This window comes from Denitratisoma sp. agr-D3, from assembly GCF_054658675.1.
In genome coordinates this window covers 1-14,457 of record NZ_BAAGIA010000005.1, presented here as the reverse complement: position 1 = coordinate 14,457, position 14,457 = coordinate 1, and the positions used below count along the sequence as shown (strand labels likewise).

The following is a 14,457-nucleotide window of genomic DNA, read 5'->3' as shown; positions in this document are numbered from 1 at the left end:
ATGCCGTAGCGGGTATAGTTGAAACATGAGTTCATTACGCATCGCCATCGCCCAGATCAATTGCACCGTGGGGGACCTGGAGGGCAACGCCCAGCGCATTCTGGCCTACGCCCGACGCGCCAGCGAAAAGTCCGCCGACCTGCTGCTGACGCCCGAGTTGGGCTTGTGCGGCTACCCGCCGGAAGACTTGTTGCTGCGCCCGGATTTTTACCGGAACTGCGAGTCCCAACTTCTTGCCCTAGCCCAGGCGTTGCCCCTGCCTGCCGTGGTCGGCCACCCCGCGATCATCGATGGGCAACGCTACAACAGCGCCTCCTTACTGCGGAACGGCAAGGTCGAGGCAACCTACCGCAAGCATCGACTGCCTAATTACGAGGTGTTCGACGAGGAGCGCTATTTCGCTTCCGGAACGCAGGCTTGCGTGGTGGACGTGAAGGGCGTGCCCTGCGGCATCAACATCTGTGCCGACGTATGGGAATCCGGCGCGGCGGAGGCCGCCCATGCTGCCGGGGCGCGCTTGCTGTTGGCACTGAATGCCTCGCCCTTCCACATGCACAAGCAGGAAGAGCGCTACGGCGTCCTCAACCAGCGTATCCGGGCCACCGGGCTGCCGGTGATCTACGCCAACATGGTGGGCGGGCAGGATGAACTGGTGTTCGATGGTGCATCCTGCGTGCTGGATGGCCAGCAGCGATTGACCCATCAGTTGCCGCTATTTCAGGAAGCCTTGGAGGTCGTTGATTTCCAGGACGGCAAGATTCTTCCCGGTGCGGTGGCGGAGCCGGAGTGCATCGAGGCCCAGGTCTATGCCGCCTTGTGTCTGGGCGTGAAGGACTATCTTGACAAGAACGGATTTCCCGGCGCCATCATCGGTCTCTCCGGTGGGATCGACTCCGCCCTGACGCTTTGCGTGGCAGTGGATGCTCTTGGGGCGGACAAGGTGCGGGCGGTGATGATGCCGTCGCCGTACACGGCTCAAATGAGCCTGGACGATTCCCGCGCCCTGGTCCATACCCTGGGGGTGCGTTACGACGAAATTCCCATCGCGCCGGCGATGGCCACCTATGCGCAAATGCTCGATCCCCTGTTCGCCGGCCTGCCGCCGACGGTCTGGGCGGACACCACGCCGGAAAATATCCAGGCGCGGATTCGCGGCATGGTGCTGATGGCCCTTTCCAACCGGACCGGCGCCATTGTGCTGACCACGGGCAACAAGAGCGAAATGGCGGTGGGCTACGCCACCCTGTACGGCGACATGGCCGGCGGCTTTGCCGTGATCAAGGACGTTTTCAAGACCTTCGTCTATCGGCTCTGCCGCTACCGCAACACCCTTTCGCCGGTGATTCCCGAAAACATCATCGTTCGGCCGCCGTCGGCGGAGCTCAAGCCCGACCAGACCGACCAGGACACGCTGCCCGCCTATGAAACCCTGGATGCCATCATCCAGGCCTATATGGAAAACGACCTGAGTCCGCGCCAGATCGTGGCCCAAGGCCATGACGAGGCCGTGGTGCGTCGGGTGGTGGGCATGCTCAAGCGCAACGAGTACAAGCGGCGTCAATCCCCGGTGGGCATCCGCATCACCCGCCGCGGTTTCGGCAAGGATTGGCGATATCCGATAACATCGCGGTATCAGGATGAGTACTAAGCAACGGGATCAGAACTAAGGGAAGGAACAACATGAAAAAGATTGAAGCCATCATCAAACCGTTCAAGCTCGACGAAGTGCGCGAAGCCCTGTCCGAAGTGGGCGTAACCGGCCTGACCGTCACCGAGGTCAAGGGTTTCGGCCGGCAAAAGGGCCATACTGAGCTATATCGCGGTGCTGAATACGTGGTGGACTTCCTGCCGAAGATCAAGGTAGAAGTGGTCGTGGCGGATCAGACCTGCGACGCCGCCATCGAGGCCATCGTCAAGGCATCCCGCACCGGCAAGATCGGCGACGGCAAGATTTTCGTGATGAACGTGGAGCAGGTGGTGCGCATCCGCACCGGCGAAACCAACGAGTCTGCCATCTAAGCCAGCCGGTTCCGTCACTCGACAAACGGCACGCCTCGGCGTGCCGTTTTTATTTGCCGGCTCGCAGCAGTACAACCACCGCGCCGGCTCCGCCTTCCGCCGCCCGGGCCTGGCAAAAGGCCAACACTTCCTGGCGCTGGCTAAGCCAGCCGAGCACCAATTTCTTCAGGATCGGTTCCCGGCCCGGCGAACCCATGCCCTTGCCGTGCACGATACGAAGGCAACGCAGACCGCGGCTCATGGCCTGGGCCATGAAGGTTGCCACCAGGGTGCGTGCTTCCTCGCGATTGCAGCCGTGCAGGTCAAGGTGGTCCTGTACCACCCAGCGGCCGCGCCGCAAATCGCGCAACACGCTGAGGGCAAGGCCTGGCCGGGACCAAGCCGCCTCGTCGCCGCCTTCCAGATGCAGGTCGAGCAAAGGCGGTCCGTACAGGGATTCCACGAGGGCGCCCCGTTCGTCGAGTTCCCGCTGGCGGGGGCGAGGTCGGGGCGCTGGGGTTTCCAGCACCACCCGGTCGTGGGAAATCGGCGTGGCATCGGCCACTGCCGAACGGAACAGGGCGCGCGCCTCGGCATCCACCGCCGCATCGCGCCCCTTGCTCATTCAGTCACCCAGGGCGTCCAGGTAACGCTCGGCATCCAAGGCCGCCTGGCAACCAGCGGCGGCACTGGTGATGGCCTGTTTGTAAATCTGGTCCTGCACGTCGCCGGCGGCAAAAACGCCGGGAATGCTGGTGGCCGTGGCGTTGCCCTGGTGGCCGCTCTTGGTGACGATGTAGCCGCTGTCCATGTCCAACTGGCCGGCAAAGATGTCGGTATTGGGCTTGTGGCCGATGGCGATGAACACGCCTTGCACCGAAACCTCCTCGGTGGCGCCGGTCTGGACGTTTTTCAAGCGCATGCCGGTGACGCCGCTCTTGTCGCCCAGCACTTCGTCCAGGGTGGTGTTCCACTTGATGGTGACCTTGCCGGCCTTTTCCTTCTCGAACAGCTTGTCCTGCATGATCTTCTCGGCGCGGAACTTGTCGCGACGGTGGATCACGGTGACGTGGCTGGCAATGTTGGCCAGGTAGAGGGCTTCTTCCACGGCGGTGTTGCCGCCGCCAACCACGGCCACGGGCTGATTACGGTAAAAGAACCCGTCACAGGTGGCGCAAGCGGACACGCCCTTGCCGGCGAAGGCCTCCTCGGATGGCAGCCCCAGGTACATGGCCGAGGCGCCGGTGGCAATAATGAGGGCGTCGCAGGTATATTCGCCGGCGTCGCCGATCAGGCGGATCGGCTTTTCCGTCAATTTCGCGGTGTGGATATGGTCGAAGATGATTTCCGTGTTGAACCGCTCGGCGTGTTTTTGGAAACGGGCCATCAGGTCCGGACCCTGCACCCCGTCGGCGTCCGCCGGCCAATTGTCCACTTCGGTGGTGGTCATCAATTGGCCCCCTTGGGCCAGACCGGTGACCAGCACGGGATTCAGGTTGGCGCGGGCGGCGTATACCGCAGCGGTGTAGCCCGCCGGGCCGGAGCCCAGGATCAGGAGGCGGGAATGACGGATGGATGCAGTCATATAGCGGCTCTCACGCATTGTTGATATGCTTGCGATTATACTTCCCGCGCCAATAAGCCATTTCAACCCATTCTATTAATTCGGACTATCGAAAATGTCGGTTTCCACCACGGTTCTGCGCTCTTTACCAATTTTCGACACGCTTGACGATGGACAACTGGCTCCCATCGCCCGTGTGGCCTCTTTGCGCCACGCCGCCCGGGGTGCCGTCGTGGTACGGGAAGGGGACCGGACCGACAATATCTACTTCGTCGTCAATGGCCACCTGAAGGTGTCGGTGTCCGACGACGAGGGACGGGAGGTCATCCTGTCCATCCTTGGCCCCGGCGAGCTGTTCGGCGAAATGGGGGTGCTCGATAACACGCCGCGCTCCGCCACCATCACGGCCACCCACAGCAGCGACCTGGTCACCATCAGCATGGCGGACTTCCAGGCCTGTCTGATGAGCAACTTTGACATCTCCCTGTTCATCATGCGTGGCTTGGCCCAGCGCCTGCGCCAAGCCGACCGTAAGATCGAAAGCCTGGCCCTGATGGACGTGTTCGGCCGCGTCGCCCGCCTGCTGCTGGACTTGTCCGAAACCGTGGATGGCAAGCGCCTTGTGCGCAAAAAACTGACCAAGCAGGACATCGCCAAGATGATCGGGGCTTCCCGCGAAATGGTGAGCCGGGTTATGACCGATCTGCGTACCCAGGGATTGCTGGAAGAAGAGGGCGACTGCATCATCCTGCACGGCGAATTCGGCCAGTAAAGGCCAGTCTCTTTTCTGGGTTGGACTTTTCTCTGCCGGGTGGCGGGGAAAAGGGTTCTTATCCCCCCTTGTTTTTGCCTTAATCCGGCCGTCGTGGGTCAATAATCGACATTGACTCATTGCGTATGGTTTTCCTATGGCGGTCATGCCTAACCGGCGTCCCGAGGCGCCGCAACCCCTGCCCGAAAAAATTGTCGCCCTGGTGAACGAGGCGCGCTGGCTGCTGCTGGCCGTGGCAGGGGGCTATATCGCCCTCATTCTGTGGGGCTTCAATGTTGCCGACCCCGGCTGGTCCCATGCCGTGTTGACGGACCGGATCGGCAACCCCGGCGGTCGTCTGGGGGCTTGGCTGGCGGACCTGCTGCTGTATTTCCTCGGCCTTTCTTCCTGGTGGACCGTATTGTTCCTGTTGTTCCTCGTGGCTTGGGGTTATCGCCGCCTGGAGGGTCTGATCAATGGCGACCGCCGTCCCTTCCTGATCGCCGCCTTTGGTTTCGTCGTACTGCTGCTGGCCAGCACCGGCGTGGAAGCCATGCGTTTCTGGAGTCTGAGCGTTGCATTGCCCCAGGCCCCTGGTGGGCTGGTAGGCCATGAGGTGGGGCGCCTGGCTACCCGTTATCTGGGTTTCCATGGTGGCACCCTGATCCTGTTGGCGCTGATGGCCGTGGGGCTGTCGATTTTCACTGGTCTTTCCTGGCTTCGTCTGGCCGAGCGGGTGGGGTATCTGCTGGAGCGGGTCTGGCTCGGGGCCCGTCTGTTCCTGCAAACCCGCCAGGATCGCCGCTACGGCAAAGCCCTGGCCGAGAAGCGGGAAGCCGTAGTGGAAGTGGAGCGCAAGAAAATCGAGGAAAGCCCGCCGGTGCCGATCAAGATCGAGCCGGTGGAAATCGAGGTGCCGGTGGCACCCAAGGCCGTGGCCCGTGCCGAGAAGGAACGCCAGGTGCCGCTGTTCTACGACGCTCCCGGCGAGGCGCTGCCGCCCCTGCATCTGCTGGACGATCCGAGCCACAACCCCGACGATCTGCCCGCCGCCGAAACCCTGGAATTCACCTCGCGCCTGATCGAGCGCAAGCTGGCGGACTTCGGCGTGACGGTGAAGGTGCTGTCCGCCAATGCCGGCCCGGTGGTGACCCGCTACGAAATCGAGCCCGCCACCGGCGTCAAGGGCAGCCAGATCGTCAATCTGGCCAAGGATCTGGCCCGCTCCCTGTCCCTGGTCAGCATCCGGGTGGTGGAAACCGTGCCGGGCAAATCCTGCATGGCCCTGGAACTGCCCAACGCCAAGCGGCAGACGGTGCGGCTCAAGGAGATCATCGGCTCCAAGGCCTACAACAGCATGTCGTCCCCCTTGGCCATGGCCCTGGGCAAGGACATTTCCGGGCAGCCGGTCGTCACCGATTTGGCCAAGATGCCCCACCTGCTGGTGGCCGGCACCACCGGGTCCGGCAAGTCGGTGGGTATCAACGCCATGATCCTGTCCTTGCTCTACAAGTCCGAGCCCAAGGACGTGCGCTTGATCATGGTGGACCCCAAGATGCTGGAACTGTCGATCTACGAAGGCATTCCCCATCTGCTGGCGCCCGTGGTTACCGACATGAACAAGGCCGCCAACGCGCTGCACTGGTGCGTGGGCGAGATGGAAAAACGTTACAAGCTCATGTCTGCCATGGGGGTGCGCAATCTGGCCGGCTTCAATAACAAGATCCGCGAAGCGGAAAAGGCCGGCGAACATCTGCCTAATCCTTTCCCCCTGGTGCCCGAATCCCCCGAGCCCTTGAAAACCTTGCCCTACGTGGTGGTGGTGATCGACGAACTGGCGGACTTGATGATGGTGGTGGGCAAGAAGGTGGAAGAGTTGATCGCCCGGCTCGCCCAGAAGGCCCGCGCCGCCGGCATCCACCTGATTCTCGCCACCCAGCGCCCCAGCGTGGATGTGATCACCGGCCTGATCAAGGCCAACATTCCCACCCGCATCGCCTTCCAGGTCAGCAGCAAGATCGACAGCCGCACCATCCTCGACCAGATGGGCGCCGAAGCCTTGCTGGGCCAGGGCGACATGCTCTATCTGGCGCCCGGTACCGGCTTGCCGACCCGGGTGCACGGCGCCTTTGTCGCCGACGAGGAAGTGCACCATGTGGTGGACCACTTGAAGAAAGTGGCCAGCCCCGAATACATCGACGACATTCTCTCGGCTCCGGTAGGTGACGGTGATGGCGCTGGTGGCGAACCCAGCGGCGAAGCCGAGTCCGACCCCATGTACGACCAGGCCGTGGAGATCGTGCTCAAAACCCGGCGTCCTTCCATCTCCCTGGTACAGCGCCATTTGCGCATCGGCTACAACCGCGCTGCGCGACTGATCGAGGCCATGGAGCACGCTGGCCTGGTGTCGCCCATGAATGGCGCCGGTAACCGGGAAGTGCTGGTGCCCGACAAGTCCGAATAAGTGAGGGGGGAAGCCATGTCCGTACTTAACTTAATCCTCGCCGGCATTCTGGTTTTATTCGTGGTGTTGTTGTTGCGAGCTAACACTGACATTGGGCGCAATCCATACCAGAAAATAAAAATGCATGAAGACCTTTTCGGTCCGTTTCCGCCCAGCATGAGCGACTCGGAAAAACTGCGCCTTATTAACTGGCGTGGTATTTCTTCAGGTAATACCAAATGCATCGGGGGCTTAATACTTGTTGTCGCATTGTTCTTTATGTTCCTGCTATGGCAGGAGCAATAGCCCTAACCCAACAGACAACAGCCTCATTCGTGCGCTCGGGCCTGTCGCCATTGGTAGGCCGTTATCCTCACGATAGACGGTACAGGCAAGGGCTGGGCGGTTTGGGGGATAATCCCTCCCCATGATGATCCGATCCCTTTTCCCCGCCTTGGCCTTGGCTACCCTGGCGTCAGGCGCTTCAGCCTCCGGCCTGGCCCAATTGGAGGCCTTCCTGGCCGAAGCCCATACCGCCCAGGGCGGTTTCGTTCAGGTGGTCAGCGCCAAGTCCGGGCGCAAGCCGCAGCAATCCTCCGGCAGTTTTGCCCTGCAACGACCCGGCAAGTTCCGCTGGGTTTACGACAAGCCCTACCCGCAAACCCTGGTCAGCGATGGCGACCGTTTCTGGAGCTACGACCCCGATCTCAACCAGGTCACCGTCAAGCGCCTGGGCAAGGCCCTGGGCGCCAGTCCGGCGGCCCTGCTGGCCGGCGAGGGCCTGGAAAAGAATTTCGATCTGAAGGAGGCCGCCGCCGAAAACGGACTGGAATTCGTGGACGCCACGCCCAAGGCCCAGGACGCAGCGTTCCAGCGGGTGCGCATCGGCTTTGCCGGTAACCTGCCGCAGGTCATGGAAATCCATGACAACTTCGGCCAGACCAGTTTGTTGCGCTTTACGCGCTTCCAAGTCAATCCTGCCGTCGGCGCCAACCAGTTCCGCTTTACGCCGCCCAAGGGGGCGGATGTGGTCGGCGAATAAGGGCTACCGCTCCCCTTGCCCACAGGGATGAGCAAGGGAGCGCAAGGGCGTGTTTGGCCGGGTGAGAGGGGGGGACGCCCTAGGGCGTGACCATGGGCTCGGCCCGCAGGATTCCCTGCTGCTTGAGCAGCTTCACCAAGGTTTTGAAGTCCCGTATTTCCAGGGCGAATTTTTTCATCGCCGGTTTGCCGGCGTTCTTGCCTATCGCCTTCTGGAGGATGCTTCCCCAACTGGCGCATTGTTGCCCTACGGGCGCAGGGGCTGATCCAGGGCCACTTTCGTAAACCTCGAACTTGCGAATAGTGTTGCTCTTGGCCACGGTGATCGGATAGTTGCCTGGCCCCACGTTTGAGTAATTGCGGTTGTCCACCCAGTTGTGGAAGGACATGCCGCCATTGGGCACAAACTGCGTGTGGACCGCCACGGGCTGTTGATCAATCTGGTATTCGACGGCATTCCCGCGCCAGACGATGGTGTAGTCGCGCCAGCGATAAATGTCGTCCGGCAATTGCGTCAAGCAGATGCCGCCAGCGTTCAGGTGGCTCAGGTCTATGTTGGTGACGGTCATCGCCAGCAGGGTTTTCTTAACTGTCGGTTGGCCCTTTGCGGGCGGAGGAGAAACCGGGTTGGTGAATTCCATGAACCAGGCGTATTGCCAGGCAAAAGGGTTCATCGTGGTGTTCCAAAAGCCCCAGCCCCGGCTGCCGCCGCCATCGCCTTCGGCCTTGATGCTCATGACGATTTTTTGTGCCGTTGCCGTGGTCGCCAGATAGGGCGTGTTCCAGACCAGATCGCGGAACCACATGCCGGCGTTTTCCGTCGTCGAATACGCCAAGGGATTGGCCTGAAGGACGCCCGGCGTTGTGGTATTCCAAGAATCCTTGGCATAGGGGGTTACCGGATGGGCGTTTTGCCAGGCCGGGTCGTAGGGGTAGGGCCTGTCGCATTGCATGCGCAAGGTCTCGTACAGAACAAAGGCAGGCAGGATGGGATTGCCGAAAATATTTTTCTGCACCCAAGGGTTCTTGTCCCCACTACCGTAAGTGAGCAGCTTGTCAAAGGCTTGCGGCTGGGGCTGGCCCGGCCCCTGGCGCACGCAGGCGTTGTTGTACATCTCGGCATTGATGTAAGGCGTCTGCATGCCCGTGCTTCCTGACTCGGCGGAAAGAAGCGAGGCCTTGCAGATAGTCTGTTGCGCATCGTAAACCTCCGCAGTGAGCTTCACGCAGGGGTGTGTGGGAGAGCAGCCTTCCGATTGGATATCTTGGAAATAGTGATTGCCATTGCAGTCCTCCCGCCACATCCACGTATTGAATTTCGTTGTGCCCTGCCTGGCTTGGCTGGCGTAGTCGTAGTCGTCCTGGTAGATCAATGTCCAGGCGGTGGTTGCCGCATTCCCTGTCACGGCAAGGCCGGCATTCAGCAGGGCCAGTATTAAAAATCCGGTATTTCTTGGGGACGTGAGATAAGCCATGGGGTGATCCTCTCGCAAGGGTGGTCGGTAGACGTGCTTTGTGGGGTGACATGGAACCTCTGTGCCCGTCGATGTTAGCTCAATGTCATTAATCCGGGCGTTGGGCCTTCCGGGGGCGCTCGCGTAAGGCCGCCTGGACGTGGAGCCGCCATCTGGCGCGACTGAATTTGCCAAGGCACGATTCGTGGTGACTCGCCTCCTGCCGTAACATACCGACCTGTCCTTTGATCTTTCCGGCCCCTACAGCCCGTATCCCCGTGACCGACCTTTTTGCATCCGCCCAACCCGTCCACGCGCCCTTGGCGGAGTTGCTGCGTCCCAAGCACCTGGACGAGGTGATCGGTCAGCAGCATCTGTTGGGGCCAGGCAAGCCGCTGCGCTTGGCCTTCGAGTCGGGCACGCCCCACTCCATGATCCTCTGGGGCCCGCCGGGGGTAGGCAAGACCACCTTGGCGCGGCTCACCGCCGATGCCTTCGACGCCCAGTTCATTGCCCTGTCGGCCGTGTTTTCGGGCGTCAAGGACATCCGCGAAGCCATGCAGCAGGCGGAACTGACTTTGGCCCAGAGCGGGCGACGCACCCTGCTGTTCGTGGACGAGGTGCACCGCTTCAACAAGGCCCAGCAGGATGCCTTCCTACCCTATGTGGAAAACGGTACCGTCACTTTCATCGGCGCCACCACGGAGAATCCCTCCTTCGAGGTGAACTCCGCCTTGCTCTCCCGGGCGGCGGTCTATGTACTGAAAAGCCTCAATGAGGATGAACTGAAGCAGCTCTTCAGCCGCGCCCAGGAACAGGCTTTCCCCGATATCGCGTTTGACGACGAAGCCCGGGATCGCCTGATCGGCTATGCCGACGGCGACGCCCGCCGCCTGCTCAACGTGCTGGAGCAGATGCGCACCGCCGCCCACACGGCCGGCGTCTCCAAAATCGACGGGGCGTTTCTCGAGTCGGCCATGGCCCGCGACCTACGCCGTTTCGACAAGGGCGGCGACGCCTTCTACGACCAGATCTCCGCCCTGCACAAATCCGTGCGCGGCTCCGACCCCAACGCCGCCCTGTACTGGTTGGTGCGCATGCTGGACGGCGGCGCCGATCCGCTGTACATGGGACGCCGCCTGATCCGCATGGCCAACGAGGACATCGGCCTGGCCGACCCCCGTGCCCTGCGCCTGGCCCTGGATGCGGTGGAAACCTACGAGCGACTGGGTTCGCCGGAGGGGGAACTGGCCCTGGCCGAGGCGGTGATCTACCTGGCCGTGGCACCCAAATCGAATGCGGTGTACATGGCCTACAACGCCGCGCGGGCCTTCATCGCCAAGGACAAGTCGCGGCCGGTGCCCGAGCATTTGCGTAACGCGCCCACCAAATTGATGAAGGATTTGGGTTACGGCCGCCAGTACCGCTACGCCCACGACGAACCCGAGGCCTATGCCGCCGGGGAAAATTATTTCCCCGAGGGAATGGCGGCGATGAACTGGTACGAGCCCACTCCGCGCGGCCTGGAGCAGAAGATCGCCGACAAGCTGGCCCACCTGCGCGCCCTGGACGCCCAGGCGGTCAAAGAGGACGAATAGCCGAGGACCAGTAACCGAGGGCGAATAGCCGCGCCCTTTGCCGACGATCCTGCTTCCGGCTTATTGGCTTTGCGGGTGGTGCTGGGTGAAGTGGCAAAAGGCCCGCTCGGCTTGTTGTAGCGTTTCCATCTCGCCTTTGCCGGCGGCTTCGCACACCACCTCGCCGAGCATGTCGCACAGCTGCTTTTCCCCCTTTTTATCCTGGGCCAGGGAGCAGGCCAACTGGGCCGCCGCCTCAAACGACAGATGCTCGTGGTGGGCAATGACCCGCACCTCGTCCTCGTTGAGATCACAGTAGTCGAGGCAATCCTGCATGGACAACATAAGCATCTCCTCCAGTGCGGACGCCGTACCCGGGCTTGCCTGAGGCAGGACTCGGGTCGGAATCTTTTTCTTTTCCCTTAGGAAAGTATCGGTGTTGTTGCTTAAAATTCAAGGCTTAGGGCGATTTCGGCCGCTGCCGTTGGAATTCATCGGCTTGGCTGTCTTTCTTCAAGCACCGCCGCAACTTATGTAGCGTTTAAGGATTCTTCATGCTGGACATTCAACTTCTCCGCAGCAACCTTTCCCTGGTTTCCGAACGGCTGGCCAGCCGTGGCGTGACCCTCGACACTGCCGCCTTCGAGGCCCTGGAGGCCGAGCGCAAGGCCGTGCAGATCGCCACCGAAAATCTGCAAGCCAAGCGCAACAGCCTGTCCAAGCAGATCGGGGTGTTGAAAGGCAAGGGCGAGGATGCCTCCGCTGTGTTGGCCGAAGTGGCCGGCATCGGCGACGAGTTGAAAGCCAACGAGGCCAAACTGGCCGATTTGCAGGAACGCTACAACGCCTTCGTGGCCGGCATTCCCAACCTGCCCCACGAGAGCGTGCCCGTGGGCAAGGACGAAACCGGCAATGTCGAAGTGCTGCGCTGGGGGTCGCCCCGGACCTTCGATTTCGAGGTGAAGGACCATGTGGACGTGGGTACCCCCCTGGGCCTGGATTTCGAAACCGCCACCAAGATTTCCGGCAGCCGCTTCACCCTGATGAAGGGCACCCTGGCCCGCCTGCACCGCGCCCTCGCCCAGTTCATGCTGGACACCCACACCGGCGAGCACGGCTACACCGAACTGTATGCCCCTTATCTGGTGAATCCGGACAGCATGTACGGCACCGGCCAGTTGCCCAAGTTCGAGGAAGACCTGTTCCAGGTGCCCCGTAGCGACGGCACCAAGCTCTATCTGATTCCCACCGCCGAAGTGCCCGTCACCAACATCGTGCGCGGTGAGATTCTCGACCCGGCGGTGCTGCCCTTGAAGTTCGTCTGCCACACTCCCTGTTTTCGGTCCGAAGCCGGCAGCTATGGTCGCGATACCCGCGGCATGATCCGTCAGCACCAGTTCGACAAGGTGGAATTGGTGCAGATTGTCAGCCCCGAAAAGTCTTGGGAAGTGTTGGAAGAATTGACCGGCCATGCCGAGGTCATTCTGCAAAAGCTGGAACTGCCCTACCGCAAGATGGCCCTGTGCTCCGGCGACATGGGTTTCTCCGCCGCCAAGACCTACGATCTGGAGGTGTGGCTGCCAGCCCAGAACACCTACCGGGAAATTTCCTCCTGCTCCAACTTCGAATCCTTCCAGGCCCGCCGCATGCAGGCCCGTTTCCGCAACGAGAAGAATAAGCCCGAGTTGGTGCACACCCTCAATGGTTCCGGCCTGGCCGTGGGCCGCACCCTGGTGGCGATCCTGGAAAACTACCAGAACGCCGACGGCAGCGTGACCATTCCTACCGCCCTGCGTCCCTACCTGGGCGGCTTGGAAAAACTCAGCGCCGCTTGAAGGGCAGGGGCGTGATCCACGGCTCCTCAAGACCCTTGAGGATGTCGTAGTAGGTGCGGATGTTTTCCACCATGATCACCGCCTCGCCGCCCCGGGCCCGGCCGGACTTGAGCCGGGCGTAGTACTGGGGCTTGGCCATCAGCGGCAGCACCGACTTCATTTCAAACCAGGAATCCGGGTCCTTGCCGAGACCTTCGGCGATGGCCCGGCCGCCGTTCATGTGGCCCATGCCCAGGTTGTAGGCGGCCAGCGCCATCCAGGTCCGGTCCGGCTCCTTCACCGAGGGCGGCAGGGCGTCCCGCAGGTCCGCCAGGTACTTCGACCCGGCCAGGATGCTCTGGCGTGGGTCGAGGCGATTGTTCACCCGTAGCCGGTCCGCTGTTTCTTCCGTCAACATCATGATGCCGCGTACCCCCGTCGGCGAGGTGGCGAGGGGATCCCACTTCGACTCCTGGTAGGCCAGTGAGGCCAGCAGGCGCCAGTCGATGCCGGTGATTTCCTGGGCATCCTGGAAATATTTGCGCAGGCGATAAAGCTCCGTGTCGGCCGCCTCGATGAAGTCGCTGATGCCCTGAGTGTTGATGCGGGTGATGTAACCGAAATAACGGTCGTGGATGCGGGCCAGGCTGCCGTCATGACGCAGATTCTCGAGGAAGTCCTTGGCCTTGTCGGACAGGGTCTGGGCATCCTTGGCGAAGGCCCAGCCGAATTCCAATTTCCCCGGCAGCTTCTGCGCCACTTCCAGTTCAGGGTGGGCGCGGGCGGCCAGGGCATACAGCAAGGAATCCGTTGCCACCAGCAAATGGCGATGCTCCGCCAGTTGTTGCAACAGGGTCAATTCCGGCAAGCCGGACAATTCGGTGACCAGAAACTTCTTGCTTTCCCCCGCCAGATGCTTGAGCAGGGTGGCCTGTACCGATCCGCCCGAAACCGCCACCGCCTTGCCCTCGCCCGGCAGGCTGTCGTCGTCGAAGGGCAGCTCGTCGGCATTTTTCACCAGCACCGCCTGGGCATTGCGCAGGGGCGGCGTGTAAATCAGATCGGTCTGGTCGTCGATGGAAACGCCGGCGGCAAAATGCACCTTACCCTGCCGCACCAGACGCAGGGTTTCCTCCCTATCCTGGGTCAGCACAAAGCGGGGCTTCAGGCCCTGGGATTCGGCGAAGGCATTCACCAGGTCGTATTCAAAACCCGTGGTTTCGCCGTTTTCAGTTTGATAGGTGGTCGGTCCCGCCACCAGGGCTACGACCAACTCCCCCGATTGTTCCGGGGGATCAACGCGACCGCAGGCCGCCAAAAGACACATCACCAGTCCAAGGGGCAGCCCTAAAACAGTCCGGGGCAGAGTCCACATGGGCGCCTCCCGTCTTGAAGGACCGCCATTCTGCCATGGTCCGGGAGAAGAACGCAGTGATAGAATCCGCCCCCTGCGGAGAGGTACCGAAGCGGTCATAACGGCGCCGATTCGAAATCGGATGGTCAGGGAAACCTGGCACAAGGGTTCGAATCCCTTCCTCTCCGCCACCCCTTCAAGCAATACCGAACCAGCCCACCGCCCTTGCCGGCCGTGGGCTTTTTCATGGGCGACACGCTTACAGCGCCCCGGCGGCGAGCATTTTGCTGATGAGGATATTGGGGGACAACCAGACCAGGACGTCGTCGAATTCTGTAAGCCGGCGCGATTTTTGGCACTGTTTTGCGCTGCTTTTGGCACTGCCAAGATCAAAAAAAGCGCCCGGCGGGCGCTTGTCGTTACCGGGAGGCTGCGGCTGCTAAGGTGGCCTTTAGCTTCTC

At 61.7% G+C, this 14,457-nt stretch carries 13 protein-coding genes and 1 tRNA gene; 9 read left to right on the top strand and 5 right to left on the bottom strand.

The genetic code is table 11. The annotated features are described in order from the left end of the window. Window positions 1-25 precede the first annotated feature (25 nt). On the top strand, window positions 26-1,648 hold the full coding sequence (locus tag ACYQ2U_RS13795) for an NAD+ synthase (protein WP_459950963.1): 1,623 nt from the start codon (window positions 26-28) through the stop codon (window positions 1,646-1,648). A 32-nt stretch (window positions 1,649-1,680) separates the two neighbouring features. Continuing rightward, window positions 1,681-2,019: a P-II family nitrogen regulator gene (locus ACYQ2U_RS13790; protein ID WP_459950962.1), complete on the top strand. Its 339-nt coding sequence runs from the start codon at window positions 1,681-1,683 to the stop codon at window positions 2,017-2,019. A 49-nt stretch (window positions 2,020-2,068) separates the two neighbouring features. Here ACYQ2U_RS13790 and ACYQ2U_RS13785 read toward each other — a convergent pair whose 3' ends face one another. After that, the gene (locus ACYQ2U_RS13785) at window positions 2,069-2,623 is read right to left on the bottom strand and encodes a Smr/MutS family protein (RefSeq protein ID WP_459950961.1); all 555 of its coding nucleotides are present in this window, start codon (window positions 2,621-2,623) and stop codon (window positions 2,069-2,071) included. Further along, window positions 2,624-3,583, bottom strand: coding sequence for a thioredoxin-disulfide reductase (gene trxB / locus ACYQ2U_RS13780; protein WP_459950960.1), 960 nt, complete (start codon window positions 3,581-3,583; stop codon window positions 2,624-2,626). A 94-nt stretch (window positions 3,584-3,677) separates the two neighbouring features. On the opposite strand from trxB, the gene ACYQ2U_RS13775 reads away from it, so the two are divergent. The 4 genes from ACYQ2U_RS13775 to lolA all read left to right on the top strand — a co-directional run bounded on the left by ACYQ2U_RS13775 (window position 3,678) and on the right by lolA (window position 7,798). Further along, window positions 3,678-4,334 carry a Crp/Fnr family transcriptional regulator gene (locus tag ACYQ2U_RS13775; RefSeq protein WP_459950959.1) on the top strand — a complete coding sequence of 219 codons (657 nt, stop codon included), beginning with the start codon at window positions 3,678-3,680 and terminating at the stop codon, window positions 4,332-4,334. Window positions 4,335-4,479: 145 nt separating this feature from the next. Further along, entirely contained in the window at window positions 4,480-6,777 is a 2,298-nt protein-coding gene (locus tag ACYQ2U_RS13770) for a DNA translocase FtsK (RefSeq protein ID WP_459951122.1), read from the top strand. A 15-nt stretch (window positions 6,778-6,792) separates the two neighbouring features. Beyond that, complete coding sequence (locus tag ACYQ2U_RS13765) at window positions 6,793-7,062, top strand: hypothetical protein (protein ID WP_459950958.1); 270 nt, start codon at window positions 6,793-6,795, stop codon at window positions 7,060-7,062. A gap of 121 nt (window positions 7,063-7,183) precedes the next feature. Beyond that, entirely contained in the window at window positions 7,184-7,798 is a 615-nt protein-coding gene (lolA, locus tag ACYQ2U_RS13760) for an outer membrane lipoprotein chaperone LolA (RefSeq protein ID WP_459950957.1), read from the top strand. 79 nt (window positions 7,799-7,877) lie between these two features. Here lolA and ACYQ2U_RS13755 read toward each other — a convergent pair whose 3' ends face one another. Further along, complete coding sequence (locus ACYQ2U_RS13755; RefSeq protein ID WP_459950956.1) at window positions 7,878-9,272, bottom strand: hypothetical protein; 1,395 nt, start codon at window positions 9,270-9,272, stop codon at window positions 7,878-7,880. Window positions 9,273-9,529: 257 nt separating this feature from the next. On the opposite strand from ACYQ2U_RS13755, the gene ACYQ2U_RS13750 reads away from it, so the two are divergent. Further along, window positions 9,530-10,849 carry a replication-associated recombination protein A gene (locus tag ACYQ2U_RS13750; RefSeq protein WP_459950955.1) on the top strand — a complete coding sequence of 440 codons (1,320 nt, stop codon included), beginning with the start codon at window positions 9,530-9,532 and terminating at the stop codon, window positions 10,847-10,849. A 60-nt stretch (window positions 10,850-10,909) separates the two neighbouring features. Here ACYQ2U_RS13750 and ACYQ2U_RS13745 read toward each other — a convergent pair whose 3' ends face one another. Further along, window positions 10,910-11,173, bottom strand: coding sequence for a hypothetical protein (locus tag ACYQ2U_RS13745; RefSeq protein WP_459950954.1), 264 nt, complete (start codon window positions 11,171-11,173; stop codon window positions 10,910-10,912). Between the two features lie 209 nt (window positions 11,174-11,382). Here ACYQ2U_RS13745 and serS point away from each other — a divergent pair, with 209 nt between their 5' ends. After that, window positions 11,383-12,663 carry a serine--tRNA ligase gene (gene serS, locus ACYQ2U_RS13740; protein WP_459950953.1) on the top strand — a complete coding sequence of 427 codons (1,281 nt, stop codon included), beginning with the start codon at window positions 11,383-11,385 and terminating at the stop codon, window positions 12,661-12,663. On the opposite strand, the gene mltF is transcribed toward serS, so the two are convergent. Then, window positions 12,650-13,969: a membrane-bound lytic murein transglycosylase MltF gene (gene mltF / locus ACYQ2U_RS13735; RefSeq protein WP_459951121.1), complete on the bottom strand. Its 1,320-nt coding sequence runs from the start codon at window positions 13,967-13,969 to the stop codon at window positions 12,650-12,652. The two genes, serS and mltF, sit on opposite strands and share 14 nt — an antisense overlap. Before the next feature lie 125 nt (window positions 13,970-14,094). Between mltF and ACYQ2U_RS13730 the strand changes: the two genes are divergently transcribed. Continuing rightward, window positions 14,095-14,187, top strand: a tRNA-Ser gene (locus tag ACYQ2U_RS13730). Window positions 14,188-14,457: the final 270 nt, after the last annotated feature.

Bases quoted from the DNA above. Each gene is read 5' to 3' on its own strand.
- trxB (WP_459950960.1), bottom strand. From the start codon at position 3,583: ATGACTGCATCCATCCGTCATTCCCGCCTCCTGATCCTGGGCTCCGGC.
- ACYQ2U_RS13775 (WP_459950959.1), top strand. From the start codon at position 3,678: ATGTCGGTTTCCACCACGGTTCTGCGCTCTTTACCAATTTTCGACACG.
- ACYQ2U_RS13765 (WP_459950958.1), top strand. From the start codon at position 6,793: ATGTCCGTACTTAACTTAATCCTCGCCGGCATTCTGGTTTTATTCGTG.
- mltF (WP_459951121.1), bottom strand. From the start codon at position 13,969: ATGTGTCTTTTGGCGGCCTGCGGTCGCGTTGATCCCCCGGAACAATCG.
- ACYQ2U_RS13770 (WP_459951122.1), top strand. From the start codon at position 4,480: ATGCCTAACCGGCGTCCCGAGGCGCCGCAACCCCTGCCCGAAAAAATT.
- ACYQ2U_RS13785 (WP_459950961.1), bottom strand. From the start codon at position 2,623: ATGAGCAAGGGGCGCGATGCGGCGGTGGATGCCGAGGCGCGCGCCCTG.
- lolA (WP_459950957.1), top strand. From the start codon at position 7,184: ATGATGATCCGATCCCTTTTCCCCGCCTTGGCCTTGGCTACCCTGGCG.
- ACYQ2U_RS13795 (WP_459950963.1), top strand. From the start codon at position 26: ATGAGTTCATTACGCATCGCCATCGCCCAGATCAATTGCACCGTGGGG.
- ACYQ2U_RS13790 (WP_459950962.1), top strand. From the start codon at position 1,681: ATGAAAAAGATTGAAGCCATCATCAAACCGTTCAAGCTCGACGAAGTG.
- ACYQ2U_RS13755 (WP_459950956.1), bottom strand. From the start codon at position 9,272: ATGGCTTATCTCACGTCCCCAAGAAATACCGGATTTTTAATACTGGCC.
- serS (WP_459950953.1), top strand. From the start codon at position 11,383: ATGCTGGACATTCAACTTCTCCGCAGCAACCTTTCCCTGGTTTCCGAA.
- ACYQ2U_RS13745 (WP_459950954.1), bottom strand. From the start codon at position 11,173: ATGTTGTCCATGCAGGATTGCCTCGACTACTGTGATCTCAACGAGGAC.